25 protein-coding genes and 1 pseudogene are annotated in these 26,999 nt (G+C 52.3%); 24 read left to right on the forward strand and 2 right to left on the reverse strand.

The window, feature by feature from the left end; all coding sequences use genetic code 11:
* Positions 1–6: 6 nt before the first annotated feature.
* Entirely contained in the window at positions 7–1,008 is a 1,002-nt protein-coding gene (locus M2416_RS08370) for a terminase small subunit (RefSeq protein WP_259223271.1), read from the forward strand.
* Between the two features lie 104 nt (positions 1,009–1,112).
* Here the strand turns inward: M2416_RS08370 and M2416_RS08375 are convergent, their stop codons facing one another.
* On the reverse strand, positions 1,113–1,526 hold the full coding sequence (locus M2416_RS08375; protein ID WP_259223273.1) for a hypothetical protein: 414 nt from the start codon (positions 1,524–1,526) through the stop codon (positions 1,113–1,115).
* Positions 1,527–2,080: 554 nt separating this feature from the next.
* On the opposite strand from M2416_RS08375, the pseudogene M2416_RS08380 reads away from it, so the two are divergent.
* The 23 genes and pseudogenes from M2416_RS08380 to M2416_RS08490 form a co-directional block, all read left to right on the forward strand.
* A pseudogene (locus M2416_RS08380) lies at positions 2,081–3,298 on the forward strand (terminase large subunit domain-containing protein); the annotation flags it as partial.
* Between the two features lie 4 nt (positions 3,299–3,302).
* Positions 3,303–4,709, forward strand: a complete 1,407-nt coding sequence (locus M2416_RS08385; protein ID WP_259223275.1) for a DUF4055 domain-containing protein — start codon at positions 3,303–3,305, stop codon at positions 4,707–4,709.
* 1 nt (position 4,710) lies between these two features.
* Positions 4,711–5,823, forward strand: a complete 1,113-nt coding sequence (locus M2416_RS08390; RefSeq protein ID WP_259223276.1) for a phage head morphogenesis protein — start codon at positions 4,711–4,713, stop codon at positions 5,821–5,823.
* Positions 5,824–5,928: 105 nt separating this feature from the next.
* Entirely contained in the window at positions 5,929–6,693 is a 765-nt protein-coding gene (locus M2416_RS08395) for a DUF6651 domain-containing protein (protein ID WP_041145879.1), read from the forward strand.
* Positions 6,694–6,780: 87 nt separating this feature from the next.
* The gene (locus M2416_RS08400; protein ID WP_041145878.1) at positions 6,781–7,917 is read left to right on the forward strand and encodes a major capsid protein; all 1,137 of its coding nucleotides are present in this window, start codon (positions 6,781–6,783) and stop codon (positions 7,915–7,917) included.
* Positions 7,918–7,959: 42 nt separating this feature from the next.
* A complete protein-coding gene (locus M2416_RS08405; RefSeq protein ID WP_259223279.1) occupies positions 7,960–8,172 on the forward strand; it encodes a hypothetical protein in 213 nt (70 codons plus the stop codon).
* A 3-nt stretch (positions 8,173–8,175) separates the two neighbouring features.
* Positions 8,176–8,601 (forward strand): protein singed, encoded by a 426-nt coding sequence (locus M2416_RS08410; protein WP_259223280.1) that lies wholly within the window; start codon positions 8,176–8,178, stop codon positions 8,599–8,601.
* The gene (locus tag M2416_RS08415) at positions 8,588–8,821 is read left to right on the forward strand and encodes a hypothetical protein (RefSeq protein WP_143716476.1); all 234 of its coding nucleotides are present in this window, start codon (positions 8,588–8,590) and stop codon (positions 8,819–8,821) included. Before M2416_RS08410 ends, M2416_RS08415 begins: the two co-directional genes overlap by 14 nt.
* A complete protein-coding gene (locus M2416_RS08420; protein WP_259223283.1) occupies positions 8,808–9,191 on the forward strand; it encodes a glutamate 5-kinase in 384 nt (127 codons plus the stop codon). Before M2416_RS08415 ends, M2416_RS08420 begins: the two co-directional genes overlap by 14 nt.
* 1 nt (position 9,192) lies before the next feature.
* Positions 9,193–9,744 (forward strand): hypothetical protein, encoded by a 552-nt coding sequence (locus tag M2416_RS08425; RefSeq protein ID WP_135184463.1) that lies wholly within the window; start codon positions 9,193–9,195, stop codon positions 9,742–9,744.
* Positions 9,741–10,133 carry a phage tail terminator-like protein gene (locus M2416_RS08430; RefSeq protein WP_143716480.1) on the forward strand — a complete coding sequence of 131 codons (393 nt, stop codon included), beginning with the start codon at positions 9,741–9,743 and terminating at the stop codon, positions 10,131–10,133. Before M2416_RS08425 ends, M2416_RS08430 begins: the two co-directional genes overlap by 4 nt.
* Positions 10,134–10,156: 23 nt before the next feature.
* On the forward strand, positions 10,157–11,329 hold the full coding sequence (locus M2416_RS08435) for a phage tail tube protein (protein ID WP_143716482.1): 1,173 nt from the start codon (positions 10,157–10,159) through the stop codon (positions 11,327–11,329).
* A 55-nt stretch (positions 11,330–11,384) separates the two neighbouring features.
* Positions 11,385–11,867, forward strand: a complete 483-nt coding sequence (locus M2416_RS08440; RefSeq protein WP_143716484.1) for a hypothetical protein — start codon at positions 11,385–11,387, stop codon at positions 11,865–11,867.
* A gap of 167 nt (positions 11,868–12,034) precedes the next feature.
* Positions 12,035–12,202 carry a hypothetical protein gene (locus M2416_RS08445; protein ID WP_259223288.1) on the forward strand — a complete coding sequence of 56 codons (168 nt, stop codon included), beginning with the start codon at positions 12,035–12,037 and terminating at the stop codon, positions 12,200–12,202.
* A 66-nt stretch (positions 12,203–12,268) separates the two neighbouring features.
* On the forward strand, positions 12,269–12,952 hold the full coding sequence (locus tag M2416_RS08450) for a putative periplasmic lipoprotein (protein WP_041145870.1): 684 nt from the start codon (positions 12,269–12,271) through the stop codon (positions 12,950–12,952).
* 44 nt (positions 12,953–12,996) lie between these two features.
* Positions 12,997–13,464, forward strand: coding sequence for a hypothetical protein (locus M2416_RS08455; protein WP_132509916.1), 468 nt, complete (start codon positions 12,997–12,999; stop codon positions 13,462–13,464).
* A gap of 100 nt (positions 13,465–13,564) precedes the next feature.
* Positions 13,565–16,921, forward strand: a complete 3,357-nt coding sequence (locus tag M2416_RS08460) for a phage tail length tape measure family protein (protein ID WP_185954959.1) — start codon at positions 13,565–13,567, stop codon at positions 16,919–16,921.
* On the forward strand, positions 16,921–17,394 hold the full coding sequence (locus M2416_RS08465) for a hypothetical protein (RefSeq protein ID WP_143716488.1): 474 nt from the start codon (positions 16,921–16,923) through the stop codon (positions 17,392–17,394). Before M2416_RS08460 ends, M2416_RS08465 begins: the two co-directional genes overlap by 1 nt.
* Positions 17,381–17,863, forward strand: a complete 483-nt coding sequence (locus tag M2416_RS08470; RefSeq protein WP_123552190.1) for a DUF1833 family protein — start codon at positions 17,381–17,383, stop codon at positions 17,861–17,863. Before M2416_RS08465 ends, M2416_RS08470 begins: the two co-directional genes overlap by 14 nt.
* A gap of 9 nt (positions 17,864–17,872) precedes the next feature.
* Positions 17,873–18,253, forward strand: a complete 381-nt coding sequence (locus M2416_RS08475) for a nitrite transporter (protein WP_143716490.1) — start codon at positions 17,873–17,875, stop codon at positions 18,251–18,253.
* Positions 18,250–21,330 (forward strand): host specificity factor TipJ family phage tail protein, encoded by a 3,081-nt coding sequence (locus M2416_RS08480; RefSeq protein WP_259223295.1) that lies wholly within the window; start codon positions 18,250–18,252, stop codon positions 21,328–21,330. The genes M2416_RS08475 and M2416_RS08480 overlap by 4 nt, the downstream gene beginning before the upstream one ends.
* 76 nt (positions 21,331–21,406) lie before the next feature.
* Positions 21,407–23,179 carry a GDSL-type esterase/lipase family protein gene (locus tag M2416_RS08485; RefSeq protein ID WP_259223297.1) on the forward strand — a complete coding sequence of 591 codons (1,773 nt, stop codon included), beginning with the start codon at positions 21,407–21,409 and terminating at the stop codon, positions 23,177–23,179.
* Position 23,180: 1 nt separating this feature from the next.
* The gene (locus tag M2416_RS08490) at positions 23,181–23,945 is read left to right on the forward strand and encodes a hypothetical protein (protein WP_259223299.1); all 765 of its coding nucleotides are present in this window, start codon (positions 23,181–23,183) and stop codon (positions 23,943–23,945) included.
* A gap of 41 nt (positions 23,946–23,986) precedes the next feature.
* Here M2416_RS08490 and M2416_RS08495 read toward each other — a convergent pair whose 3' ends face one another.
* Positions 23,987–26,998: an SGNH/GDSL hydrolase family protein gene (locus M2416_RS08495; protein ID WP_405047857.1), complete on the reverse strand. Its 3,012-nt coding sequence runs from the start codon at positions 26,996–26,998 to the stop codon at positions 23,987–23,989.
* Between the last annotated feature and the right edge of the window lies 1 nt (position 26,999).

Below are 26,999 nucleotides of genomic sequence, written 5' to 3' on the forward strand. Positions count from 1 at the left end.
ATATTTATGGCAAAACCGGACTGGGGCGAGCTTCAGAAACGGTTCCTGTCCGATCATGCCGTAACCGGCGTATCACCGAAGGATTGGTGTGAAGCGCAGGGACTGAACTACGCTACCGCCCGTCGATATATCAAAAAACCTTCTGCGCAAACTGCGCAAAAACCAGCGCAAAAGAAATTGCGCACTGCGCAAAAGGAAAAGTGCGCAGAAGAGCTGGTGGATGATGATGGTCTCACCGCTCAGCAGCGCCTATTTGTCGCGGAATACCTGAAGGACAATAACGCCACGCAGGCCGCCATTCGCGCCGGGTACAGCAAAAAGACCGCAGAACAAATCGGTTATCAGCTGCTTCAGAAAACTTCAGTTGCGCAGGCCATTGCGCAGCAGCAGAAAGCGTCTATTGTGCGCATGCTCGGCAGCGCGGATGAAGTGCTTGAACAGATGTGGCAGCTTGCCACCTTCGATGCCAATCAGCTTTCACAATATCGCCGCGGAAGTTGTCGTTACTGCTGGGGCTTCGGTCACCAGTATCAATGGCGCGATGCGGTGGAGTATGAAGAGAAGCGGCTCGAAGCGCTTGAGCGAAAACGTCGCGAGCCATTGGATGATGGCGGCTACGGTTACGACCACACCAGCGCACCTAACCCGGAATGCCCCCGCTGCAATGGCGATGGCATAGGGCAGCCTTTCTTCGCCGATACGCGCAAACTGGCGCCTGATGCTGCGCTTGCCTATTCCGGCGTGAAGCTCGGAAAGAACGGTGTGGAGATAACCGCCATCAGCCGTGAGCGTATGTACGAGGCGGTAATGAAACGTCTCGGCTTGGCTGATAGTGAATTCGCCCAGCGTCTGCAGCTGATTGAAATTGAGCGCCGGCAGCTGGAGGTTGAAAAATTACGCAAAGAGCTGGCTGCTGACCCGGAGGATGACGAACCAACGCCGGTAGCGATCAATATCAACGTCGTGGATGCGAGAGTGGAGGGAGACGATGATATCGCCGACGCTTAACATCCCTCAGGCCCGATTCCTCGCAATGGAGCACAAATTTAAAGCCTACGTGGCCGGGTTTGGATGCTTGCGGGGAAGTACGCCTATAGTTACAGAATTTGGGATTATGCCCATTCAGGAAATAACTCGGCCAATGAGAGTTTTATCATGGTCGGCTGAGAATAATCGATTTGAGCTTTCGCTAAGTGGTGGTGCGTACCCAAAAGGTGTGGCGAATCTATACCGAATTGTGACGCAGCGAGGAGAATTTGTAGCAAGCGGACATCACCGCATTCTCTGCGCTGACGGTAGCTATCGATCTGTGGATAGTTTGGACGAATCGGTGAAGGTATTTGCATCTTCGCAAAGCCTTCTGCTGACCAGTTTGGCCTCTGTCCCGAGATCGTTGCACGCAGGTGATCAGCGTTTGAATCAAAAACTCGCAGATTGCTTGGGGCGTTATGCAGATGAAGCCCGTCGATATGGTCAACTACTTCTGTCGGCAGCAGATAACGCCCGAGTTTCTTCTCAGCAATCATACGATGCTCTGATATCAGACCGGTACGGCGCGCATGTGGATGATTCGCTGGCGCTTGAACAATGGCATACCCATCCAGATCAACAATACGGCCGCCGCGAAAGCCGTGATTTTGCTCCCCGCTTCGGGCACCTTGAGGTAGGCGGTCAGCATTGTGAACCCGGAGAACGTTTTGAACGTGCTTTTCCGTGCAACCAACCTTCTCTGCGATCTCTGCTGACGTTCTGCAGCCATCAGCAAGAGCAAGAATTTTGTCTTTCGCGCTTTCCCGCGGGGCTGGCTTCTGACGCTGTTTCAGGGTTAGTCCGTACCGAGATATACAGCGGTAAACATGGCTGCGGTCACAACCAGCTAACGCAGCCACTTCCGAAACAGTTCGGTCTGGATGTGCCAAATCGCAAATTACATGGTCTAGAGGGGTCAAAATTAAACTCCTTAATCGAAACCTGCAACATATTGAGTGTATCACGGCTGTCGAAAGCTGAGCCATATTTTGACCTCCAGGTGCTCGACAATAACTGCTACGTTACTGCTGACGGGGCGATTCATCATAACAGCGGTAAGACGTGGGTCGGCTGCGGCGGTATCTGCAAGGGGATGTGGGAACACCCTAAAATCAACCAGGGCTACTTTGCCCCGACGTATCCGCAGATCCGCGACATCTTTTATCCCACTGTTGAAGAGGTGGCCTTTGACTGGGGGCTGAATGTCAAAATCAACGAGGGGAACAAAGAGGTTCACTTCTATGCCGGGCGACAGTATCGCGGAACAACGATCTGCCGCTCGATGGAAAAACCGCAAACCATCGTGGGTTTTAAAATCGGTAACGCGCTGATTGATGAGCTGGACGTGATGCCCGCCAAAAAGGCGCAGTTAGCCTGGCGGAAAATCATTGCCCGTATGCGTTACAACGTTCCCGGTCTGCGAAACGGAATAGACGTCACCACGACACCGGAAGGGTTTAAGTTCGTCTATCAGCAGTTCAAAAAAGCGGTGCGCGATAAACCTTCGCTCTCAACGCTATATGGACTGGTTCAGGCCTCAACCTTCGACAACGAAAAGAACTTGCCGGCGGACTACATTCCATCCCTGATGGAGTCTTATCCGCCTGAGTTGATTAAAGCGTACCTGCGTGGCCTGTTCACCAACCTGACCAGCGGCACGATTTACCACCAGTTCGACCGCAAGTTGAATAACTGCAAAGAAGAAGAGCAGCCCGGCGAGCCGCTTTATATCGGTATGGATTTTAACGTGGGGAAAATGGCCGGCATTGTTCACGTTCTCCGCCTCGGGCTTCCCTGTGCAGTAACGGAAATCATCAAGGCTTATGACACCCCGGACATCATTCGCATCATCAAAGAGCGGTTCTGGCTGTATGACGGCCATGACTACCGAAAGGTGCGTGAAATCTACATTTACCCAGACGCTTCTGGCGATTCTCGGAAATCAGCTCATGCCAGCACTACGGATATCGCCCAACTCAAGCAGGCTGGTTTTAACGTGATTGTGAACAATTCAAACCCGCCGGTGAAAGACCGTATCAATTCGATGAATGCCATGTTCTGTAACGGCAACGGTGAGCGTCGCTACAAAGTAAATGTGAAGCGGTGTCCGGTCTATACGGAATCGCTCGAACAGCAGGTATGGGGCGAGAACGGGGAGCCGGATAAATCGGCCGATAACGATCACCCCAACGATGCCGGCGGCTACTTCATCGTGAAACAGTTCCCGATCATCAAACCGACAGGCAAATCAACACCACTTCGGATGTAAAACCATGCCAGATATTTCAACACCCAATCTCGATTACAACGACATGATAGAGGCGTGGGATATCAACGATGCGTTGATGGGCGGCACGCTCGAAATGCGGCGCCAGGGGGCGACGTATCTCCCTAAGTGGCCTAATGAAGACCCTGACAGCTACAAAGAACGATTAGCGGTTGCAACCTTGCTCCCTGCCTATGAAGAAGCCATTAAACAGAATATTGGGCGGGTATTTGCTGAGCCCACGGTTCTGAGTGAAGACACGCCTGAAACAATACAGGAGTTGGCGCCTGATATTGATATGGAAGGAAACAGGATCGATGTCTGGGCACAGCAATTTTTCAGTATCGGATTCCAGTATGGTCTGGTGCATGCGCTGGTGGATTTCCCGAAGGTTGACCCGGAGGCAGTAAAAACCAAAGCCGACGAAAAAGCAGCAGGCTCACGCCCATATGCCACGATGCTCAATCCCCGGCAGGTTATCGGTTGGAAGTCGAAAGTGGACAAAGGGAAGGTGGTACTGACCGACCTGCGCATTAAAGAGGTGATCGTTGTCGATGGCGCTGATTACGGGCAGACAAAGGTAGAGCAAATTCGCCATATCATGCCCCGCAAAGTCGAAATTTATCGTCGTAACAAGGGTGATAACGGCGAAAGCCAGTGGCAAATTCACGAGGAGTGGGAAACCAGCCGTGATGATATTCCCCTGGTGACGCTCTACACGAAGCGAACAGGATTTATGCGGGGCTCTCCGCCACTGCTGAATCTGGCATTGCTGAACATCAAACACTGGCAGAGCCAGAGCGAGCAAGACAATATCCTGCATGTTGCGCGAGTGCCGCTGCTGGTGGCTTACGGTCTGGCCGATAACGAAACGTTAACGATCGGCTCTTCTACTGCGACTCGTTTCGAAGACCGCCAGCGGCAGGGCTTGGAATATGTCGAACATACTGGCGCGGCCATCAGCTCCGGGAAAAACTCACTGGAAGACCTGGAAAACCAGATGCGCCAGGCTGGGGCAAAGTTGCTGCGCGCCGAAAACACCTCAACCAAATCTGATGACCAGACGCATGAAGAGCACATGCAGGAGAATTCACCTCTTTATACGATGGCAAGCTCACTGGAAGACGCACTAGATAACATCCTGCAGATCATGGCGGAATGGCTGGACGAAAAAGAGGGCGGTAATGTTGATGTGCGTACCGAGCTGGATGTTTCGGCACAGACATTCGACTCTGCGACCGCGACGGCGGTTCAGTCACTTCGGCAGGGTGGAGATATTCGCCAAATTGATGCGGTTCGCGTGCTTCAGGCACTGAAATTCATCGACCCGGACGCGAAACCGGAAGAGGTGATCGACGAACTGAGGAACCAGCAGGTGACGCTGGCCGGCGGCCTGAATAATCCAGGTGGTTGAGATGGCAACGGCGAATGAAAAACTCAGTGACGAAAGCCTGGCTCACGCGATTTGGGTGAGTCAGTACAGTACTGGCTTCGCGGACAGGATGATAAAAATCCTGAATGACAGCGACACAGAACTGACGGTCCGGCTGCTGGTGGCGATGGATACTCTCGATGCTGAAAGTTTCACGGTGTCGAGGCTCGAATCTCTGCTGGTCAGCGTCAGGGCACTAAATCGTGATGTGGTGCAGTCGATGAGCGAAAGCCTTGCCGGTGAGCTGCAGGAGTTGGCGCATCATGAGGCAGGATTTCAGTTAAGTCTCTTCCAGTTTGCGATCCCTGATGATGTGCTGGCGCTTCATCCGCTGGTGGGCATTTCCCCGGACGCCGTTTATGCCGCGGCAATGGCCCGACCGTTTCAGGGGCGGTTACTAAGCGAGTGGGCCAGCAGCCTTGAAGCCGACCGTATGACACGCATCACCAATACCGTCAGGCAGGGCTTCCTGCTGGGCGATACAACGGAGCAGATTGCGCGTAAGGTTCGCGGCCATGCTAACCGTGGCTACCAGGACGGCGCGCTGCAAATGAGCCGGTCAAACGCCGGCAGTATTGCCAAAACAGCTGTAGGGCATCTGGCGGCAACTGCGCGCCAGAGTTTTGCGACGGCGAACGACGACATTCTGAAGGGCAAGCAGTGGCTATCCACTTTGGATAACCGGACATCAAAAGATTGCCGGATTCGTGACCGCCTCAAATACACCCTGGATGGTAAACCCATCGGCCACAAAATCCCCTACCTGCAGGGGCCGGGGAAAATTCACTTTTGCTGTCGCAGCGTCGAAACGTACATCCTTAAATCTGCGGACGAGCTCGGTATTGCCGTAGGTCAAATATCAGATAGCTCCCGCGCCAGCATGGATGGTCAGGTGCCTGCGGATACCGATTATCAGGGCTGGTTCTCGCGACAATCATTCACGCGGCAGTCCCAGATTGTCGGCGTGACGCGCGCCAGGCTGATTCGTGATGGAGGCATGTCTCCTGATGAGTTCTACAACGACAGGGGCGAATGGTTGACGCTGGACCAGCTACGGGAACATGACGAAAAGGCATTCAGTAACGCCAGGCTTTAATTCTCCATACAACCTCAAACAGGCTGCTTCCAGGCGGCCTTTTTTATTGCCGCAATCCGGATGGTGAGCGGTGCAACGGTCGGATGACCCTGAAAAGGTATCAACATGAAACTGAAGACAGCAGAAGTAAACGGCAAGCAGTATGCAGAAATTGACGCGAGCGGTCTGCCCGTCTACGTCCACGACGACGGCCAGGAGGTCGGTTTTGATGCCGTCCAAGCGGTGGGGAAAATTTCAGCCCTGAATGGTGAGGCAAAATCTCATCGTGAAGCCAAAGAGGCTGCCGAAGCCAACCTGGCTAAATTTGCCAAAATCGGTGACCCAACTAAGGCTCTCGAAGCGCTCGACATGATGACTAAAATCGACCAGAAAAAGCTGATCGATGCTGGCGCCGTTGACCAGGTGAAAGCGGATATCACCGCATCGTTCCAGACTCAGCTCGATGAAGCCACTCAGCGCGCGACCACCCTTGAAGGCCAGCTCTATCAGGAAATGATCGGCGGTCGGTTCTCTGGCTCGAAATTCATCGCAGATAAAGTGGCAATTCCGTCCGACATGCTTCAGGCCCGCTTTGGTCAATCGTTCAAGGTCGAGGATGGCAAAGTCGTTGCCTACGACGGTACAGGCAACAAAATTTATTCCCGCTCTAAGCCGGGCGAGTTGGCGGCCTTTGATGAGGCGCTGGAATTCCTGGTAGAGCAGTACCCGCAGAAAGACCACATCCTGAAGTCCAGCGGGAATCAGGGTGGTGGCTCTCGCCAGTCTCAACATGCACTCGGGCAGAAAACGATGAAACGCGATGCGTTCTCCAGTCTGAGCCCGGTGGAGCAGCAATCGACCCTCAAAGACGGTATTACCGTCGTCGATTAATTCTTTTGCCAGTCGCCGGATGGCGGCTGGTGCCAGAGCTGGATAGCTCAACAACCCTAAATCTTAATCTCCAAGGAAACCATGCACATGGCTAACACGCTTACCGGGTTGATCCCGACTATCTTTACGGCTCTGGATACCGTATCTCGCGAGCAGGTCGGTTTTATCCCGGCCGTATCGCGCAATGCCAAAGCTGATGCGGCGGCGAAAGACCAGACAGTAACCGCTCCTGTTGCGCCAGCGGCAACTACTGTCGATATTACGCCAGGAGCCACGGCGCCGAATGACGGCGACCAGACGATCGGCACCGTTGATGTCAAAATCACTAAATCCAAAATGGCTCCGGTCAAATGGAACGGTGAGGAACAGCTGGCGCTGGGGCCGGCGGGTTCATACAACACCATCCTTGCGGATCAGTTCAAGCAGGCGTTCCGTGCGCTGGCAAATGAGATGGACGCGGATCTTGCAGCTCTGTACTTCGCTTCCTCCCGTGCTGTCGGTACGGCCGGTACAGCTCCGTTCGGGGTCGCAGGTGATTTGTCTGATGCGGCAAACGCGCGCCAGGTCTTGTCCGATAACGGCTCCCCGACTACGGATCTGCAAATGATCCTCGGCTCATCGGCTATCGCTAACCTCCGCGGTAAACAGTCTGTCCTGTTCAAGGTGAACGAGTCCGGCACTGATGCGCTGCTGCGTGAAGGTATCGTGGGGCGTCTGGAAGGTTTCAACATCCACGAATCTGCACATGTTAAGAAACGTGCTGCATCTCAGGCTGCCGGGTATCTGGTGAATGGTGAAAAAGCTGAAGGCGAAATCCTGATTGCGATTGATACCGGGACTGGTGCTTTTGGCGCCGGTGACATCGTGACGTTTGCCGGCGACAGCAACAAATACCTGGTTGCTGCCGCGACCGCCACGACCATCACCCTGGCAGCTCCGGGCTTACGTCAGGCCCTGGCCGATAATGCCGCTATTACTGCTGGTGGTTCCTACACCGCAAATATGGCATTTGACCGCAATGCGTTCCTGCTGGCGGCTCGTACCCCGGCGATGCCGCAGGGCGGGGATACTGCTGATGACGTAATGAACGTTACCGACCCGGTATCCGGTATCACTTACCAGGTTGCGCTCTACCGTCAGTACCGCCAGGTGCGTTACGAAGTTGGTCTGTCCTGGGGCGTTGCGGCAGTGAAAACTGAGCATTCTGTTTTGCTGCTTGGTTAACAATTATGGGGCTTCGGCCCCTTTCTTTTTTCTGGGGTAATTATGGCTGGATTAACCAAAGAACAGCGCGCAGAACGCGCAGCAGAAAAGCTTGCGACCGCGCAGGTTGATACCAATACTCCTGCACCGCAGGCACCGCAGCTGGTGGTGATGGTTACCGATTTCATAGCATTCCCCGGCGCGCCGACCACCGCAGACGTTCATCCTGACGAAGTGGAAAACTGGAAGGCGCACGGCTGGAAAGAAACGGAGTGATACATGATTACGTTCATCACCGTAGAAGCCGTCGATTCGATTCTGGGCGCCACCTGGACGGATGAAAGCAAAAAAGCCAAATCTGTGCTGATGGCTAATACCTGGATGAATGGCCTCAATCTGAAACTGCCATGCAATAATGCAACTCACGAAACCATCATTCCTGACGATGTGACACAGGCCGGAGCCTACGCAGCGCTAGCGGCCTCAAATGGCGGTCTTTATCAGCAGAAAACCGATTCTGGCGTGCTGCTGAGTAAGACAGTGGATGCCGACGATGTCAGCGTTTCGAAGACCTTCGCAGAACTCGCTACCAACAGCTCGGCATTGCTTGATTCTGATCTGCAGCTGGCGCTTGCAATGCTAAAGCCATATGGCGTTAGTCAGTCTCAGGTGCGGGTGGTAAGGGGGGGATATGCAAAATCCTGATGTGCATTATGCCGGTGATGGGCTCGGCCCTCGCGATGTGTTTGTGAATGGAAACCCGATCAATTATGTCGTTTACGCGAACCTGGTAAAGGGGGTTGTTGAGTTTGCACCTCATCCATTGCGGGCTAAACGAAATGGTGAAATCTATACCCGTAGGCTTCGCGGTTCTGTGATCGTTACATTCCGTCATAGCGGTGGTGAATGCGATGGGTATACGTGATGAGTTGCAGGGAGAAGTCGCCGCAGCATTCGATACCGACCTGCAGGATGCGGTTAAGGTGTTCACCGGCAGTTACACCGTTCGCGGTGCATGGGATCCGGTAACGGAAACCGGTAGCGAAACGGTGGTGGCCTATTCAGGGCGCGGTGTTCTGGCGCGGTACAAACTCCGCCGTATCGATGGCGTTAACATTCTTCACGGTGACCTTAAATTAACCGCCCTGGTTAACGAAGTGAACGATAAGCCGGCAGTCGGGCATTTCATCACGGCGCCGGACCCGATTACCAAGGTGCTACAGCGCTATGAAGTTATAACGGCCGCTGCCGATTCCGCCGGGGCTGCGTACTCCATTCAACTGCGGAGGGCGTGATATGGCTAAGGGCTGGAGTATCGACCCGGCGACGTTTGCCGGGCTGGTGGCCGAGGATATCAAGCTTCGCCAGCGAACTATCGCCATTCAACTGCTGAATGAAATCGTGCAACGGTCGCCGGTAGGGAACCCTGAGCTGTGGGCCATTAATGCCACCGCAGTCCAGTACAACAAAGCGGTGGGCGAGTGGAACGAATCCCTATATGCCGATCCTGCCAACCTGACGAAAACCGGGCGGCTCAGGAAGAAAGTGCAGGTTAATGATGGGATGGATATCCGACGCCCGGCAGAATACCGCGCCGGTACTTTCAGGGCGTCACATTTCGTGAGTATTGGCGCGCCTGATTATTCGGTACCGGTCGAACCTGACCCGCGAGGAACGATGACGTTTCTCAACGGAAAAAACATCATCGACCAGGCGCCGGCCTACTCGGTGATTTATATCCAGTCAAACCTCCCGTACTCCGTGCCTCTGGAGAACGGTCACTCAACACAGGCGCCGACTGGCGTCTATGCCGTTTCGTTTAATGGTGTGATTCAGGCCTACAAATGACCCTCACAGAAATCAGAAACGCTGTCATTTCCCGAATGGCGGCGCAAACCGCTATTGCCTCTGATGCAGTGGATTACCCCAATGGCCCGGTATTCGACCCCAGCGGTCGCAGCATCTGGGCCCGTCTCACCAACATATCAGGGCAGGCAGGTGCAACCGAAATCGGGGCGGGGCCGGTAGTTCACAGGACCGGTGTACTCATTATCCAGCTCTTCGTCCCGGCAGGCTCCGGAACGCTTATGACTACCCAGACGGCAGACAAATTAACCGAGCTTTTCGAGTTTCAGGACGACGGAAGGCTGAGTTATTTCGCCGTCTCAGCTGTGCCCGCCGGTGAAACCGATGGCTGGTCACAGCTAAATCTTCAAATCCCTTATCGCGCTCTGTAGCGCACAAAAAACAGGAGGCTCCTGTGAGCTCAGGTGCAAAAGTAGTATCCGCGGTAATTCGCGAGACAACCCCAGGCATCACACCTACCGCGGGCTCATGGAGTCTGCTACGCCGTACCTCGTTTGGTGTGAAGCCAACGCAGAACACCAATGATAATGACGAAATCGGCGGCGACCGCATGGCGCAGGGCGTGTCCCGCGGTACGGTAGATGTCGGCGGCGATGTTGGCACGAGGTTTCGCTGGAATCAGCACGATGATTTTCTTGCCAGTTGCTTCGGCGCTGAATGGATAAACAACGTGCTGACTATGGGCAACGGGCGCATCACTTTTTCAGTGGCTACCTATGCCGGCGACGTGGGGATCGCTCAGATTGCCCGCGGCTGCCAGGTCGGTACTTTCCAGATGGAAATCCCGGGCGATGGGGACATTACCGCGACCATCACGTTTGCCGGTCTGGACTGGGAAACGAAAGGGGATGACACCAGCTATTTCACCACGCCAGTGGATACCGCCGGCGCGCTGCGATATTCATTCAAGGAGGTCACAAATATCAGGCTGAATGGTGTTGATGGCGGTACCGGCTTCTGCGTCGATACCTTCAATATCCAGTTCAACAACAACATGCAGGTGCAGCGCTGTGTCGGCACTGGTTCGGCGTTCGCCGGCGCCAACATACAAACGACTTTTACGCCCTCCGGGCAGGTCACGCTTTCGTGGTCAAAAGCAGCCTGGGAGGTCTATAAAAAAACCTTCACCGGCGAAACGGTGCCGTTCAGCTTCACCCTGGGAAATGCTGAAGGAAAATATACCTTCGATTTTCCTGAGGTTCAGATATCCGGCGACTGGCCGGACGCTGGCAATACCGATATCGTTCAGGTTCAACTCGATATCACGGCAGCCAATACGCCGCCGACGATCACCCGCGTTCCTACCGTACCGGCAACGGCCATTAGCGTAGCGCCGGCGACGTCCTCCGGTGCTATTGCCTCCACTGTGAACCTTACCGCCACTTTAACTCCGGCGGACTCTAGTGACACCGTTGTATGGACCTCTTCGGATCCAGCGATTGCCAGCGTGGTTTCAACCGGCCAGAAAACAGCACAAGTCACGCGTAATGCTGCCGGTACCGCGACTATAACCGGCAAAGCACGGACCTTTACCGCAACCTCAGTAATTACCGTCACGGCCCCTTAATTTTCCTGACCCGTTCCGCTGAGTATCGCGGTTCGGGCTTTTTCATGGAGTTTTTATGCTGATCATCACCCCGAAAATTGACCTCAACGGCGAGCGCTGGTTTTTCCCATACAAAAAGCCTGAGGACAGCAAAAGGAAATACACCCCTGAGGAAGAGTCGTTGTTTAAACTCCGCCTGCTGGTGGCCAGTAGCGAGAATCCTCAATATCGATCACGTAACGCGCTCGTTCGCCGTCATATCGATAAAATGGACGCCGGTTATCAGGTCGGTACCAAGAATTTTGATCTCGCGTCCGTCAGCGACATCGATTCAGTTGATGATCTGCTAATCGATAACTGTGCCCGCTATTTGCTGAAAGGGTGGGAAGGCGTCGGCGAGCTGGTGGATGGTGTGGAGGTTGCGATCGACTATACACCGGAACTCGGGGCCGCCATGCTGAAACAGCACCCGGCGCTATACTGGCTGATACTGGCTGAGGCCGCAAACATTGCTCAGGGTAAAGAGCAGCAAACTCAGGAGACCGTGGGAAAGCCTTAGAGGCGCAGAAATGGTTAAGTGAGTTTGCTGGGGAAAGGGGAGATAAGGCTAAGTGGAAACGCGAAAAACTTGGCTTACCTGCCATCCCCGAACCTGAGATCGACGGTGTAACAGCAGAAGTTCTTAACGCCTACGCCATCATATCCCGATCGCGGCAATACGTCGGCATGGCTGGCGTGCCGCTGCCGCTTTCGTTGGGCGATATTGAGAGCTACCTGGCTTCGCGCGCTGTCCTGATTGACCGTACAGAGTTCGATGCTGCGATAATGGCGCTGGATGATGCCTGGCGCGATGTCTGGGCGACAGAGCAGAAGCGGCAGAGTAAAACCAAATGATCATCGCGTTGCCCAGCATAATTCATGTGTTAGGATATTTCCGATTGTAATCAAAGGAAGCATGGAATGAAAAAAATAATGGCAGTGGCATTAGGGGCGGTGCTTTTATCTGGGTGTACAACGCCGGCCCGCAACTATGTACCTCAAACTAAGCAAATCAGTATCCCGCCGTTAAACACCGTAACAACTACCTATGTTGGTGAGGATATGGTTAGGCAGGGAGTTGATGCTAGCATCGATGCAATTCATTTCAATCAGGCTGTGGTTATAGGCTCAATCGGTGTTTATACAATCCCGGCAGGGGACTACGTCAAGATTGGAGAGGATTCAAAATCCGAATTTTTCTCCAATGTAGAAAGAACATCTGGTGCAGTAGTTCCAAACCGTTTCATGGTTAATGATCCCACACAAAGCATACAGCTCATGAAGAATGGCGAAATTTGTATTGTCACGATCTACGGTGGGACCAAGTGCGATACAGGTAAGCCATTTACGAAAGTAAAATTCCAGACTGAGCAACAATCCTCCTTCCAGCAAACCCTTATCTACAACGGAAAGGTGGGTAACAAAATTAATATTGGTTATAGAGAGTTCCAAGGGGGGATGGCTCGGGCCGCTTTCTCTAATGAAGTCGAGTACGATCTTTCTGAGTCCAAAACGATACGTTATAAGGGTGCGATACTGGACGTAATGGATGCCAATAATCAATCAATTACCTTTAAACTGACGAAAAACTTTAATACAAATTAGTAACTCTGGCCCATGGTTGGGCTTTTTCTTATGGGGGAAGGGGCGTGAAAAAGGTTTTGGTGGTCGGGCTTAGTTTAATGGCATTGTTGGGCTGTGATGACAAGTTTCAAATATCAAAGTTGCTTTCCCCTAAAGATCCGCTATCTATTGCTGAGATGATAGCCACCGGTCAAGAGGAAATGGCTTCCGAATGTAAAAAAGGTGATGTTTCTTTTAACTGCGAATTTCTTACTGGCGATTTGACCGGGACAGGAAAATGGCATCATACCAAGCTGTACCTGCATAATAGTGGGCGGGCAGATATGATTATTGACGGTAATGCTTACTATCAAAGTGATATCAGCAGTAACACCTTTGCCGGCCAGGAGACCACTTCTTTCACGATGAAAGGCGTAGGTGGAGAGCATGGCAAAGTAAATGTCGTGAGATCCAACGAAGGAAAATCCTTAAATTTTGAAGCCTATAACAGAGATGATAAACGGTTTGTTATGGGAGGGGTTAAGTTGCAGTAGCTCACTCGGGGCTGTAGATAACCTTCACTGATTATCATTGCTTATACATTTCGTAACCCGCTTAATTTGCGGGTTTTTTATTGCCCGGAGAAAGGTATAAATGACAGAACAAACATCCCGTCTGGCTATTATTATCGACAGCTCAGGGGCTGAGAAAAAAGCAGACAGCCTCGCGGTTGCGCTCGATAAGATGACCCAATCCGGGGATCAGGCTGTCGCCACCATCACCAAAGTATCCCGAGCAACTGATGAAGAAAAGGAAGCTCTTAATAAGCTGCGTGCCGCTATTGATCCTATCGGCGCCGCTATCAATACCGTCGGTCGTCGTTTTAGCGAGCTAAAAAAATACTTTGATAAGGGGCTAATTGACGAAGAAGAGTTTCGCTCATTATCCAAAATGCTGAACGACACCACTGAGGAATTAAGCGGTGTAGCCCAAGCCCAGCGCGAAGCAGAAAAGGCAGGAAAATTAGCAGCCGCACAGCAGGAGGCTCAGGCGCAGGCATTCCAGCGCATGATTGACCGCATTGACCCGCTGACAGCGGCCCTTCGTAATTTAGATCAACAGCAAAGTGACCTGAACGCGGCTCTTGAGTCTGGGAAAATAAATCCTTCGCAATACGATACCTACAGCAAAAAACTACAGGAGACTCGCCGGGAGGTAAACGGGGCTGCTCAGGCGGAACGTGAAGCTGCAAAAGCTCATGACGAGCAGGTTGCCGCGCTGCGACGCCTGGAGGCTCAGATAGATCCCGTAGGGGAAGCATTTCGACGTCTGAACGAACAGCAGCGGCAGTTAGATAGCGCCAAAGCATCAGGGATGTTGTCACCACTGGCATACGATCGCCTGAACAGCAAACTTTCGGAGTCCCGTGATGCGTTGGAGAAAACCCAGACGCAACTGGGTAGGACGGGACAGTCTGCCGCTCAGACTGCCAACGCTATGCGCATGATCCCCGCTCAGATGACTGATATCGTAGTCGGCCTGTCAACCGGTCAAAGCCCGTTCATGGTGCTCATGCAGCAGGGCGGCCAACTGAAAGATATGTTCGGCGGCATTGGACCGGCGATTAAAGGTGTTGGCGGCTACGTCACTGGGCTGATCAATCCTTTCACTTTGGCTGCTGCGGCTGTAGGTGTATTGGGCCTGGCGTATTACAAAGGCTCCCAAGAACAGGATGAGTTTTATAAGTCTCTCACCATGACCGGTAATCAGGTCGGCAAAACATCCGGTCAACTGGCCGATATGGCTGCCCGCGTTGGCGTGACTACCGACTCAACTACCGGAGCTGCGGCTTCAGTCCTTAACCAACTTGTATCTGCCGGGAAAGTGGCTGGAGATTCACTGGAGCGCGTGACTACTGCCGTCGTTAAAATCAGTGATGCAACGGGTATCGCCACTGAAAAGCTTGTGGGTGACTTCAACGATATTGCTTCTGACCCGGTAGCAGCCATCACTAAACTAAACGATGAGTACCACTTTCTTACACTGGCAACGTACAACCAGATTAAAGCCCTGCAGGACGAGGGAAATCAGCAGGAGGCCGCTCGTGTCGCGACTGATGCCTACGCCAACACCATGCAGCAACGGGCAAGTGACATTCATGAAAATTTAGGTCTTCTTGAAAGCGCGTGGGACTCTTTGGGTAAAACCGCGAAAGGTGCCTGGGATGCCATGCTTAATGTCGGACGTGAGCAAACCCTCGCCGATAAGCTAGCCACCTTAAACGAAAATATCGCTGAAGCGCAGAAAGGACAGGCTGAAGGTGGGTTCTGGAATGGGTTTAATGCTCGATTTAGCAACCTTCCTGAAATGCTCAAGCAAAGGGACGCCATTCAGTCGCAAATCACAGCTGAAGATACGCTAAATGGAATATTGTCAGACCACGACAAAGCAGAACAGAAGCGCATTAAAACTCAGCAGGAGGCGGACCGTGTTAATCAGCAATATCTCAGCAATGCAGATAAACGCAACCAAGCCATCAAGCAGCAGAGCGAGTTCCTGAAGGCTGGCGCAATCACGGCGGAGCAATACGCTAAAAACGTTTCCCGCATTAACGAGATGTATAAAGACCCAAAAGCACCAAAAACGCCAAAGGGTAAATCCTACTCCGAGGACGCTGCAACCCGACTCCTTGACCAGATAAACCAGCAGACTGCCGCTATGCAGTCGCAGCTAGACGCCGGCGACAAGCTGAACAGCGCGACGCAGGCACGGTTTAAGTTCGAACAGCAGATCGCTGACCTCAAATCTAAAACGCAGCTCACAGCCGACCAGAAGTCGATCCTTTCCCGTTCTGATGAAATTTTGCAGGCCTATAAGCAGCAGGAGGCTCTGCAAAACTCTGTCAAGACGCTGGACGACTACCGGAAAATGCAGGAGCAGGTTAAGTCTAAGGATGAACAGACTAACGATCTGCTTAAAACCCGCCTTGAGCTTCTGGAGAAGGCAAAAGCAACCGGGCGGCTGAAGCCCGGTGAATACGAAAAGACCCGCGCAGATATCTATCAAAACACCGATAACCAACTGCCATCTACAGTGCGTAGCGTTGTGGGCAATGCCACACCGACCGGCGGGCAACTGTCTGGCACATTTGGAGGGATGCAACAGCAATATAGCCAACTCGATCAGGCCCAAAAAGATTTGGACGCGTGGCTTGCTCGTCAGGAAGAGGCATATGTAAAGGCCAGTGTCATAACGGCCGAGGGTGAGGCCAGGATGCAAAAAACCCGTGCTGATGCTGCAAATGCTGCTGCGGTTATAGAAGCCCAGAAAAACGCCATCATTACCAGCACTACGCAAAGCATGATGGATAGCGGGTTGAGTATTCTGGCTAATGGTTTTGGTGAGCAATCAGGAATATACAAAGCTGCATTCGCGGCCAGTAAAGCTTATGCCATTGCACAATCTGTAGTGTCTATTAACGCTGGTATTGCACAGGCTGCAAATATGCCTTTCCCATCAAACCTGATAGCAATGGCATCGGTGGCAATGGAAACCGCAAGCATTGTTTCCAATATTAAAGCCGTTGCCGATACAGGCTTTGCTGCCGGTGGCTATACCGGTCCCGGTGGTAAATATCAGCCTGCTGGTGTCGTCCATAAGGGGGAATATATCTTTGATCAGGCATCCACGAACCGGATCGGGGTTTCAAACCTTGAAGCGCTACGAAACGGGCAACCGCTTGATGCAACCTTGGGGCGCTCTGGGTACGGTACAGGCGTGCAGAACGTCAGCAATAATCAGCAAACGACTGTAATCCAGCCTACCGTTACTGTGCCGCCAATAACCATTAACGGGAACCCGTCTGATGCGACTGTGATGCTTGTACAACGGGCCGCTCGCGATGGTGCCAAGCAAGGTTATCAGCAGGTAGCTAATGATCTCGCTAAAGGGGTTGGGCAGGTACATAAGGCGCTAACTGGTGGCTATAACACTGGCAGGAGGCAGGGATAATGCCTGATATCTACTACCCCCACGATTCCCTCCCCATGCCGCTTCAGGATGGGTACGGATTCCAGCCGATCAGCCCGTTAAAACGGACTCCGCTTACCACAGGTCGTTCGCGCCAGCGCCGGGGATATACCTCAACACCTACCGAAAATAATGTTGCATGGTTTATGGAAACGGATGCTCAGGGGCTGGCATTTGAATCCTGGTTCCGGGATACGCTTTCCGATGGTGCTGCGTGGTTCATGATGAAACTGCAAACCCCTGCAGGGGTTAAGTTCTACAAATGCCGTTTTAAGGATATCTATCAAGGGCCAGTGCTGGTGCCCCCGCTTTCCTGGCGGTATTCAGCGACGCTGGAGCTGTGGGAACGTCCTCTTATTCCGGTTCCGTGGGGGAATTATCCTGAGTGGATTATTGGCAGCTCATTACTCGATATCGCGCTTAATAGGGAGTGGCCTAAACATGACGATTCTTAATCGGCTTTATGCCAGTAGTGGCTCTGAGGTCATCATTGAAACCCTGCAAATTAATATTGGTTCTACAGTCTATTTTTTCTGTAAGGGTTATGAGGATATAACAGCAACGGTTGAAAATGGTGATGTGCTTACCTTTTCTGCTGCGGGCATTGATATCGCCCTACCAGCTAGAAATAGTGACGGCACCCAGGATTTGCAGTTTGCTATCAGTAATATCGATGGCGAGGTGAGTACTGCTATTCGTAAAGCCCTCGCAAATCTTGAAATCGGCTCGCTGACATATCGGCAGTATGTTTCCACTGACCTGAGTGCGCCGGCGACTGTGCCATACACCCTGGCGATCAAATCGGGCTCCTGGACGGCAATACAGGCGCAAATCACCGCCGGCTACATGAATGTGCTCGATACCGCATGGCCCCGTTTCCGCTACACGCTGAATGAATTCCCCGGTTTACGCTACATGAGTTGAGGTCCCTCAATGTTCAACCCTGACAAATACCGTTCAGTCACCTGGCTGAAGGGCGGCAGAGTGTACCCGCAGCTCGACTGCTTTGGCATCGTGAATGATATCCGGCAGGATCTCGGATTACCCGAATGGCCAGATTTTTCCGGTGTGACGAAAGATGGTGGTGGCCTCGACCGCGAGGCGAGAAAACTGATGCTTCGCCTCGAGCGCTGCGAACCTTGCGAGGGTGCAGGGGTGGCTTGTTACTCAGGCTCCATCGTGACTCACGTAGGCGTTGTGGTGATGCTGGACAATCAGCTGCAGGTCGCCGAATGCAATCCCGGTTCAAACGTAACGTTTATGCCCGTATGGCGGTTTAAGCGCCGGTTTATCAAGGTGGAGTTCTGGCGATGACGATCCGCATTTTTCCTTCCCGGCTGCCGGGTGAGCCGCTGGAGAAGCACGAGCATGGTACGCTGACTTTGCACGATTGGATGTTGAAAAACGTCAAGGATTACGCGGAGGCAACCAAACATCCGATTGCCGTTGAATTAAATGGTAAGCCCCTTCCTCCAAATGAGTGGCCTTTGTGCCTGTTAAAGCCAGAAAGCGATATTAAAATGTTTCCGGTTCCCTACGGTACTGGCCTTGAAATTGCTGCCTGGGCAGCGATAGCCGTCGCGGTTGCTTCTGCTGCCTATTCCATTTACATGATGTCCACGATGGATAAGGGGGGAGGTTATTCATCTACAAATGGCCTTGGACTCGATTTAAACCCGGCAAAAGCAAACACCGCAAAACTGGGCGATGCGATCCGCGAGCTGTTTGGCCGCTATCGCATTTACCCTGATTACGTGGTGCAGCCGGTTACACGGTTTGACCCAAATGACCCGACTCGCATGATCGTTGAAATGTTTGTTTGCCTGGGGGTGGGTAATATCGCCTTTACAAACGGTGATATTCGCGTTGGTTCGAGCCCTGCAACCTCGCTTGGCACCAAATTCTCCTGTAACGTTTTCTCGCCTGGTGCGGACGTGTCCGGCGATCATCGTAGCGAAAACTGGTTTAACTCAACCGAAGTTGGCGGCACGTCCAGCGGTAGCGGGCTAGATATGGCCCAAACGTCGCCTGAGTCGTCTGATATTAACGCTGACAGCATGACTCTATCAGGGCCCCTGGTGTCGTTCAGCGGCCTGATCGACGACAATCCGCCATCAGGTGGAGGCATAGGGACGCTCCCTGAAACAAACACGCTTCCGGATTCATGGGTGCCTGGGGCGATAGTGACCCTCAACGCCCCGGCTAATTATCTTGTTTCGACATCTTCGGGTTATAGCGTTATCGCCAGCGATACGTTAGCCGAACTTGATCCGTATTCCGGCATGCCGGTTACTTTGGCTATCAATGGTGCAGATTACGATCTGGTTATCGCAGCGTACACGCCCCATCAAAATGCGGTCCCTGGTGTTGGTGGAACGGCGGCAAGTTTACGGGGAAACGCTGCGCCGACCACGTATGATTTTTCTGTGAGCGGGGAGACGTTCGATCTTCACTGGCAGGGAATCACTTATACCATCTCGCTGGTAGCAAACTATGGCACGATGCCAGACATGCTGGTTGCGATTAACGGCGGCCTGACGGGCTCGGGTTTGATTGCGCATGATGATGCCGGGGTAGTGCGTATCGTAGAAATTTCCAGTCCGTGGAAGGGCGGAAGCATCACGTCCTCAGCACTGCCGATTTCCGTTTTTGGTGGTGCGCCGGTATTCACTTCTGGAACGGCATCTACCGGCGGCAGTCCTGCGATAAAAGCTAACGTGACGCTGGCGTATGGCAGTGCCTCGGGTGAGGCGTTCTCAGGCATCCCTGAGGGCACACAGCGAATGTCACTGGCGCACCAGGGCGGTGAATACCAGATAATCGAGGTGGACGGCGTCTCTGCTTCGGTAGCCCGTCTTGTTGGCGGTGTTGTTGATTCATCATGGCCGGGGTTCTCAACTCGCACGATGATTGATTACAGCGCAACAGGGATCAGCGATAACGACAGCTGGATGGGACCGTTTTTAGCGTGCCCTGACAATGAAGTCGTTAACGCATTCGAGGTGAATTTTTCGTTTCCGTCAGGTATCTGCGGTTTCGACAGCAAAGGCAAAAAACGAATTCGCCATTGCGAGTGGGAAATTCAGTACCGGGTTTATGGTTCAGGAGCTGGTTGGACAAGTAAACAGGGCGTTTATGCCCTGCAGAACGTCAACGGGTTGGGGTTCACTGAACGGTTTGACCTTGAATCACCTGGCCTCGTTGAGGTCCGTTGCCGCCGGCGGAATGAGCAGGGTTCGAATAACGCCAGGGATTCGATGTTCTGGCACGCCCTGAGAGGGCGGTTGCTGGCCCGGCCATCATCCTATGCTGGCGTGATGCTGATGGCAGCCACGGTTGAAACCGGTGGCGTGCTGGCGGCACAGTCAGACAGGCGCGTTAGTGTAGTCGGCACGCGAATTTATGAAACTGGCGCAGCACGCAGTATTTCCGGCGCGCTGTATCACGTAGGCCGCTCGCTGGGACTGGTGATGGATGCTGAGGCGATCGATGTGCTGGAATCAACCTACTGGACACCTGGCAGCGAGTATTTTGATTACGCCACCGGAGACAGTATTTCTTCGCTCGAGATGCTGCAGAAAATCACTAATGCGGGAAAATCATATTTTCTGCTTAGCGACGGGCTGGCATCGGTTGGCCGGGAGGGGATCAAAAATTGGTCCGGCATTATCAGCCCCCATGAAATGACGGAAGAGTTACAAACCACGTTCTCTGCGCCGTCGGCGGATGATTACGATGGCGTCGATGTGACATACATCAACGGGACAACCTGGGCGGAGGAAACGGTGCAATGCCGGACTCCGGACAACCCGACGCCGATGAAGGTGGAGAAATATACGCTCGACGGCGTCCTGGACCCGGATCGTGCTTATCGAATTGGCATGCGCCGCTTGATGAAGTATATGCATCAGCGCCTTGGGCACACGACTAGTACGGAGCTTGATGCTCTCGTTTATCAGTTCGGCGATCGCATATTGCTCACCGATGATATTCCTGGCAATAAAACGGTGAGCTCTCTTGTCGTCGATATGACTACCGATGGCGGGCAGACCACCTTTTTGGTGACAGAGCCGCTCGACTGGTCGTTTGAAAACCCGCGGGCGATTTTACGTTACCAGAATGGTTCTGCCTCCGGTTTGCTGGTGGCCACGCGGGTAGGGGATTATGAGCTTACGGTTCCGTGGCAGCCGGCCTTTGACGATATCCTCCTGGACGATCCGTGCATCGAACCACCGAGACTGATTTTCTGTAGCTCCACGCGCAGTTACTACGACGCTATTTTTGACGAAATAGGATCGCCGTCAGACGGCACCTGCGCGATAACTGCTCGCCAATATTCCGAGATTTTCTATCAGTACGATAACGCCACCTACCTCGGCAACGTCGCGTAACACCCACTAAAACCCCCGATTAACTCTTTTCGCACAAACCCTCGTTTGCGCGAACGCTATTTTTTGGAGCAAAAACATGGCCTATGTTCCACCCGTGGGGCAGACAACAGACCCCGATATTTTCCTGGAAAACGTTAAACGGGCCGACGAACTGGTGAATGGACCGGCGGCCACCGTTCCCGATCGTGGCGGAGAGCCACTGGATACCTGGCGCGGTATGATGAAGAAGAACGACGCTTCTATTAAAGAAGCCCAGGACAGCATTACCATCTTGGGCTTGCCATTCACGACGCGTGAAGAAGCTCAGGCCGCGGCAGATGAAGGGAAAATTCCAGTTGGCGCAGTAACGTGGGCGCGAAATGCTGGCGATGCTTCGCTGGCGGACGAGCTCATCAACAACGGCGGAACGCTGGAGGCTACCGGCAGGGTGCTGATATCTCAAGGTTATGTAGACGAGCGAATCCCCGATCTAACGACCATTAGTCGGAAGGTGCCTATTATTCTGGATGACACTGCCCGCGGTGGCGTTATTGCCTGGGCTGAAGACGGATACTGGAACAGTGCCCCATTACACCCCGATTTAACCGATCCGATTGTTGCTGAGTCCCGCGATGGATTGGCTACCCAAGAAACGATCGACAAGAATTTACAGGACATCCCTACGTCATCAAAAAAAATGCCGCTTATCCTGGACAATGCCTCACCGCAGAGGGTGGCGCTCTGGTCAGAAAATGGGTTCCTGAACGGCATGCCTTTGCACCCCGATTTAACCGATCCGATTGTTGCTGAGGTATTAGATAAAATTCCTCCGCAGATGATTGGTCAAACTTTATGGCGCTACCGCGCAAAAAAAGGAAAACTTGATAGCGGCATTGCCAGTAAATTGAAAATCGGCTTTTCTGGCGATTCATGGACGGAAAAAATGGCGATCCCTAAGGTGTTTTTGAATTATTTCAAAAGCAAATATGGGAAAGCTGGAGATGGCTGGATTCAGCTGAATATAGATGGAAACAACCTGCTGGATGGTGTCAGTCTGTCACGCACAGGATGGACGGTCTACGATGCGTCCACAACCACAAGTTCGCCTGGCTTCCCAACATCGATGGACGGGCAATATATCTATGCTTCCGGGGTTGTTGCAACCCTGACACTGAGCAATGTGTTTGCCAGTTCGATACGTATTTTTTATTACGATGGTGTGGGGGGGTTCAGATATAGCGTAAATGGCGGCACGGCTGTTTCTGTCTCTGCCGGCGGGACTAACGTCATCAAGAGCGTTTTAGTTTCAGGGCTGACCATCGGTTCTGCAACGAGCCTCGCAATTGACCTGACCGGGAATGCCGGGACCGTAGTTCTCTACGGTTTCTATGCGGAGGGTAGTGGGAACGGCGTCGAGATAGAAAAAATGGGCAATGGGGGAATTACGGCAGAGCGTTATACAAAAACGTTACCGTACCTGGCGCAGACGGCAGCATTCGTTGATCCTGATCTGCTGGTGTTGATTATTGGGACAAACGATTTCCGAACCAGTGTCTCGTTGTCTGGTTTCAGAACCACGCTAACCACCTGGATTCAGGCCTGGCAAACGGCGTGTCCTGATACGGGGATTATTCTGGTCACACCGCCGCAGTGTAACGCGACAGGCGATAATCCGCTGTATGGTTTCAGGGACATCATGCAAACCGTCGCGCGAGAATTAAATATTGAATATTACTCAATGTTTAATTTCCTGAATGTTCCGTACGAAAAAAGCAACGCGCAGGGATTATGGGCAGACTCACTGCACCTGAACGATATCGGCGCTCGTTTTCTGATGAATCAAATTAACAGTCATTTTCTGGAGGTTTAATATGGCTCTGGTTGTTACAGGTGCAGATTTTTTTCGTGGACCGCCACTTAGTGAATTTATGTTATTCGATATAATGGATAGCAATCCGGCTAAAGAGGGTTTGCTTGGCTCATATTTCCTGGGGAACAGGAATGCTGACCCAACGTATAACTTTGCTAATCCGTCCCTGCCACTTCTGGCTGTCGGTGATATTCCAACCCAAAGCAAATACGCGACCCTATCCAAGTCAGGATTTTACGATACCGGAATCCCCTCAGAAACAAATATCACCCTCATTGCATTGAGCCGGCAACCATCATCTGGATCAACAGGGATTACTATTTCGTCGTACCTCAATGATGCGTCCGGGACGACAGGAGATACACTGATGGACAGATGGTCGGGAGCTGACGCTCAGGTTGCGTTCTACGCTCAGTCATCTGCAACAGCAGTAACACAAGCCGCAAGAAATACCGATGTTTCTGCAGGAGAATTCCATGTCTATGGCGCTCTCATTAGCGGGCTGGCGATAGGTGCATGGACTATGAGCGAAGTATCGGCCCCCGGACACACCGATACTCTGATGACTGGTCGAGGGGTATCCTCCAGAACATTGAGGATGGGGACTACATATTCAGAGTCAGCATTCCTGACCGCATCCATCGATCTATCTGCTGCTCTAATTTATAACGGCAATATCGGTAGCGCTAATATGACAGCAGTAATGAACTGGCTACGCAATGTTGTGGGTGTAGAGGCAGGAATATGGAGTGCACCCAAGGCGTAAAAAATCCTTTAGCGGCTATCACCATCGATAGCCGCTTATCTTTATTTCAAAAATATAGGTATCCCTAACGCTCGCGCGATTGCACCCGCGATAGCGTAGCCTCCCGTTGACGGATCAGGATGCAACCCGTCACCTATCATCCACGGTCTGGCTGAGCCAGCGGCGTAATCTTCATGATTTAAACCGAAGGACGCCTGCAGATTCAGAAAGGCCACATCACGATCATCCCGCGCAATTTTGTACATCACCTCCGCATAGGTTGTCATAGGAATTGAATTTCCCGTTGGTCGGTTATTCTCTGCCGGACAAATCAGTAAAATATCGGCAGTCGGCCGCACAGAACGCACCCGATCAATCATCGTGAGAATATTGGTACGGAATGTTGAGGCGGAGAGTTGCGCGCCCTGGTCGTTAGTTCCCAGCATTATCGTCACGAGATCGGCACCCAGATTCTCAAACGCATCAAGCCAGCGCTGATCCATCGCGTTGACCCAGTGGTTACTATGCGAGCCACTCCCCCCCATTTTATGAACTAATACACCCGACGCGGTTTGATTAAGGATATTCGCACCGTAGAGTGTTACAGGCGCAGTGATGACCGTATACGTTACTGTGCCACTACCGGTTGTCGGCAGCGCCAGCGGTAAAATCTGCATCCCCACCGGATAGCTCGAAAGGTCAATCGTGACCGGTTCACCCCCCGTAGCCTGGCACTGAATCACCCCGGAGCCGCCCTCAGCGAACAGGAACGAATCAAAGCCCAGCGCAAAATTCTGGATGTATGAAATCGTCGCACCGCTGGCGGTTGCCGTCACGGACGAAATATCAGGGCCGTGGCCGGTGTTATAGGCGCAGGTAAAACCTGATTGAGTAACAGATGTGCCGATAACATCGGTGTTATCGCCGTTTCCGTCATACCCGAATGAGCGCCAGCCGTAACCGATTGGCGGCACCGTCGCAGCAATTCCTCCATTGTTGAAATAGCGCCATAATATCTGCGCGACTTTCAGCACGTAACGCGGCGACGTTCTGGTGTAGCTGTCGCCGAACATTGCCACAACCTGACGTACAGCATCGCCAAACGTCATTTTTGTAATTCGCATATGCGTTTCGCGAAGGCGCTCAATGCCGAAAACATCAGGGATAGTCTCTGTCGCGACCTCACCGTCGATTTTCATTTTGACCGGCGTTCCGTCGGGCATCTCAGACAGGTAATAGTACGCATACTCCTCAAATGCGGTTGCGGTCGCCCCCTTCTCAACCTGAGCATCGTTATATCGGTCAGATCCAAAAGTGATCCGTGCGTACGCGATTGCTGAATCAGTCACGAATGATGTCAGCGCCTGCACAGATGATGCGTCAGCGCGGATAAACGCTTTACTGGCGTTGTAATACGCAATAAAGCGAGCGCCAACTAAGAGCGCATAGGCAGTGTTATATTCGAGCGAGATATAATCTGAATACACGTATCGTGAATCAGGGGATATGACTGTTCCCGATTCATTGATATACCCGGACTGAACGGTTTCTTTGTTAAAAAGGTTTTTCCCGAGCGCCATTAAGCCATGTGAAACAAAGTTAATATCCAGTTCATCAGCATTGACGATGTCACCAGGTATACGGACCGGAAAACCGTCAGAAAGTGATTTCCGCATGACATGCACAAACCCTTCAGCCGGTGGCAGTGCTGCTGCTTTAGCGATAAACATGGCATCTTTATTCGATAGTAGCGTCGTAACACGGATATATTCTGCTGATTCGGGGACGGTGACGCTGGTTGTTGCAGTCATGGATGAAAGATATTTTCTATTCACATCATAAAAGCCAATAAAGCGCATTGATAGGTTTGAGCGTATCCCTTCACCCGCTGCGACTTTAATATACTCAGATGTGATATAAACGGAACCACTCCCAGATGGCACCGGAAACCATGCGCCATATTCGTTTATATATCCATCTACAGACTTGTTTTTATTGAAAATATTAGTGCCTGACCCGTATAGATCATGCTCTGTTAAAGGCTGGACTTCTTCAGCAAAAATGAGCGGAGTTCCTGAAAATTCCGTTGGTGCCTTTGAGCAGTATTCTTCGAACTCCGTCGCTTTATCGTTTCTCTCAACCATAGTGACAGCTGCTACGGTTGTCGGAACTTCAATGCGCATGAAAGCCGCTGTGGGCGGTATGCTTAGCAGATTGATAGGTTTGGTGGAGTAAGTCGAATCATACTGGCGACTGATAAACATGCCTTTTGCATCATAGTATGCTGCCGCTTTCCACTGGTGATCGACACAATACGGTTGAGCAGGATCGACAGGAATATATCCTGATACGGTCATGGTGGTATCGGTGTCTGTCAGGATGGTGCCGATACTTGAAAGATGCACGCCAGGCATAGTCTCACCAGGATTAAACAAATTTTTCCCGGTAGCAAACCCCAGAGATTTATACGTATTTGTTGGCGCGCCTTTGATTTCATTCCGCAATACAGACTGGTATGTACGGTAGGGCATTTCACCCGCACCGAACGTTACCTGGTAAGCATCAATATTTACCAGAGGTACGGAAACAATGAAATATGCAGTACCAGCAGGAACAGTAAACGCCAGAACCGATGACAAATCAGATAACAAATTATCATTACTGTCAAAGCAGCTGACCACTCGGGTCAGCGTTCTGGAGGTATATACACCGCCAGCAACGGCAATGATTTTTTCCGAATAGCAATAATCTGCGTTTGCCTGGGGGACGCCGGTACCCTCAAACAGATAAAAGCCTTTAATCACCGCACCCTTGTTGAACAGGTTCACCCCAGGACCCACCAGGCTGGGAATGATGCCTTCAACCGCTCTCTGAGAAAACATACGGCGGCCGGTGGGCGTCAGCACACCACCAACATTCATGTACTCGATAGCCAGCGCGCTGCCATCTGGGCTGCGGACGTAGGTCGTCGAACCCGGAGGAATATTCGCGATATCGGCCTGAGCCTCGGGCAGGTCTTTACGCTGTTTATCCAGCGGAATGATGTTTTTCCGAACCTCATCGTTTTTCGCCATC

This window comes from Klebsiella sp. BIGb0132 (assembly GCF_024810075.1).
In the GTDB taxonomy this organism is placed as follows: domain Bacteria; phylum Pseudomonadota; class Gammaproteobacteria; order Enterobacterales; family Enterobacteriaceae; genus Klebsiella; species Klebsiella terrigena.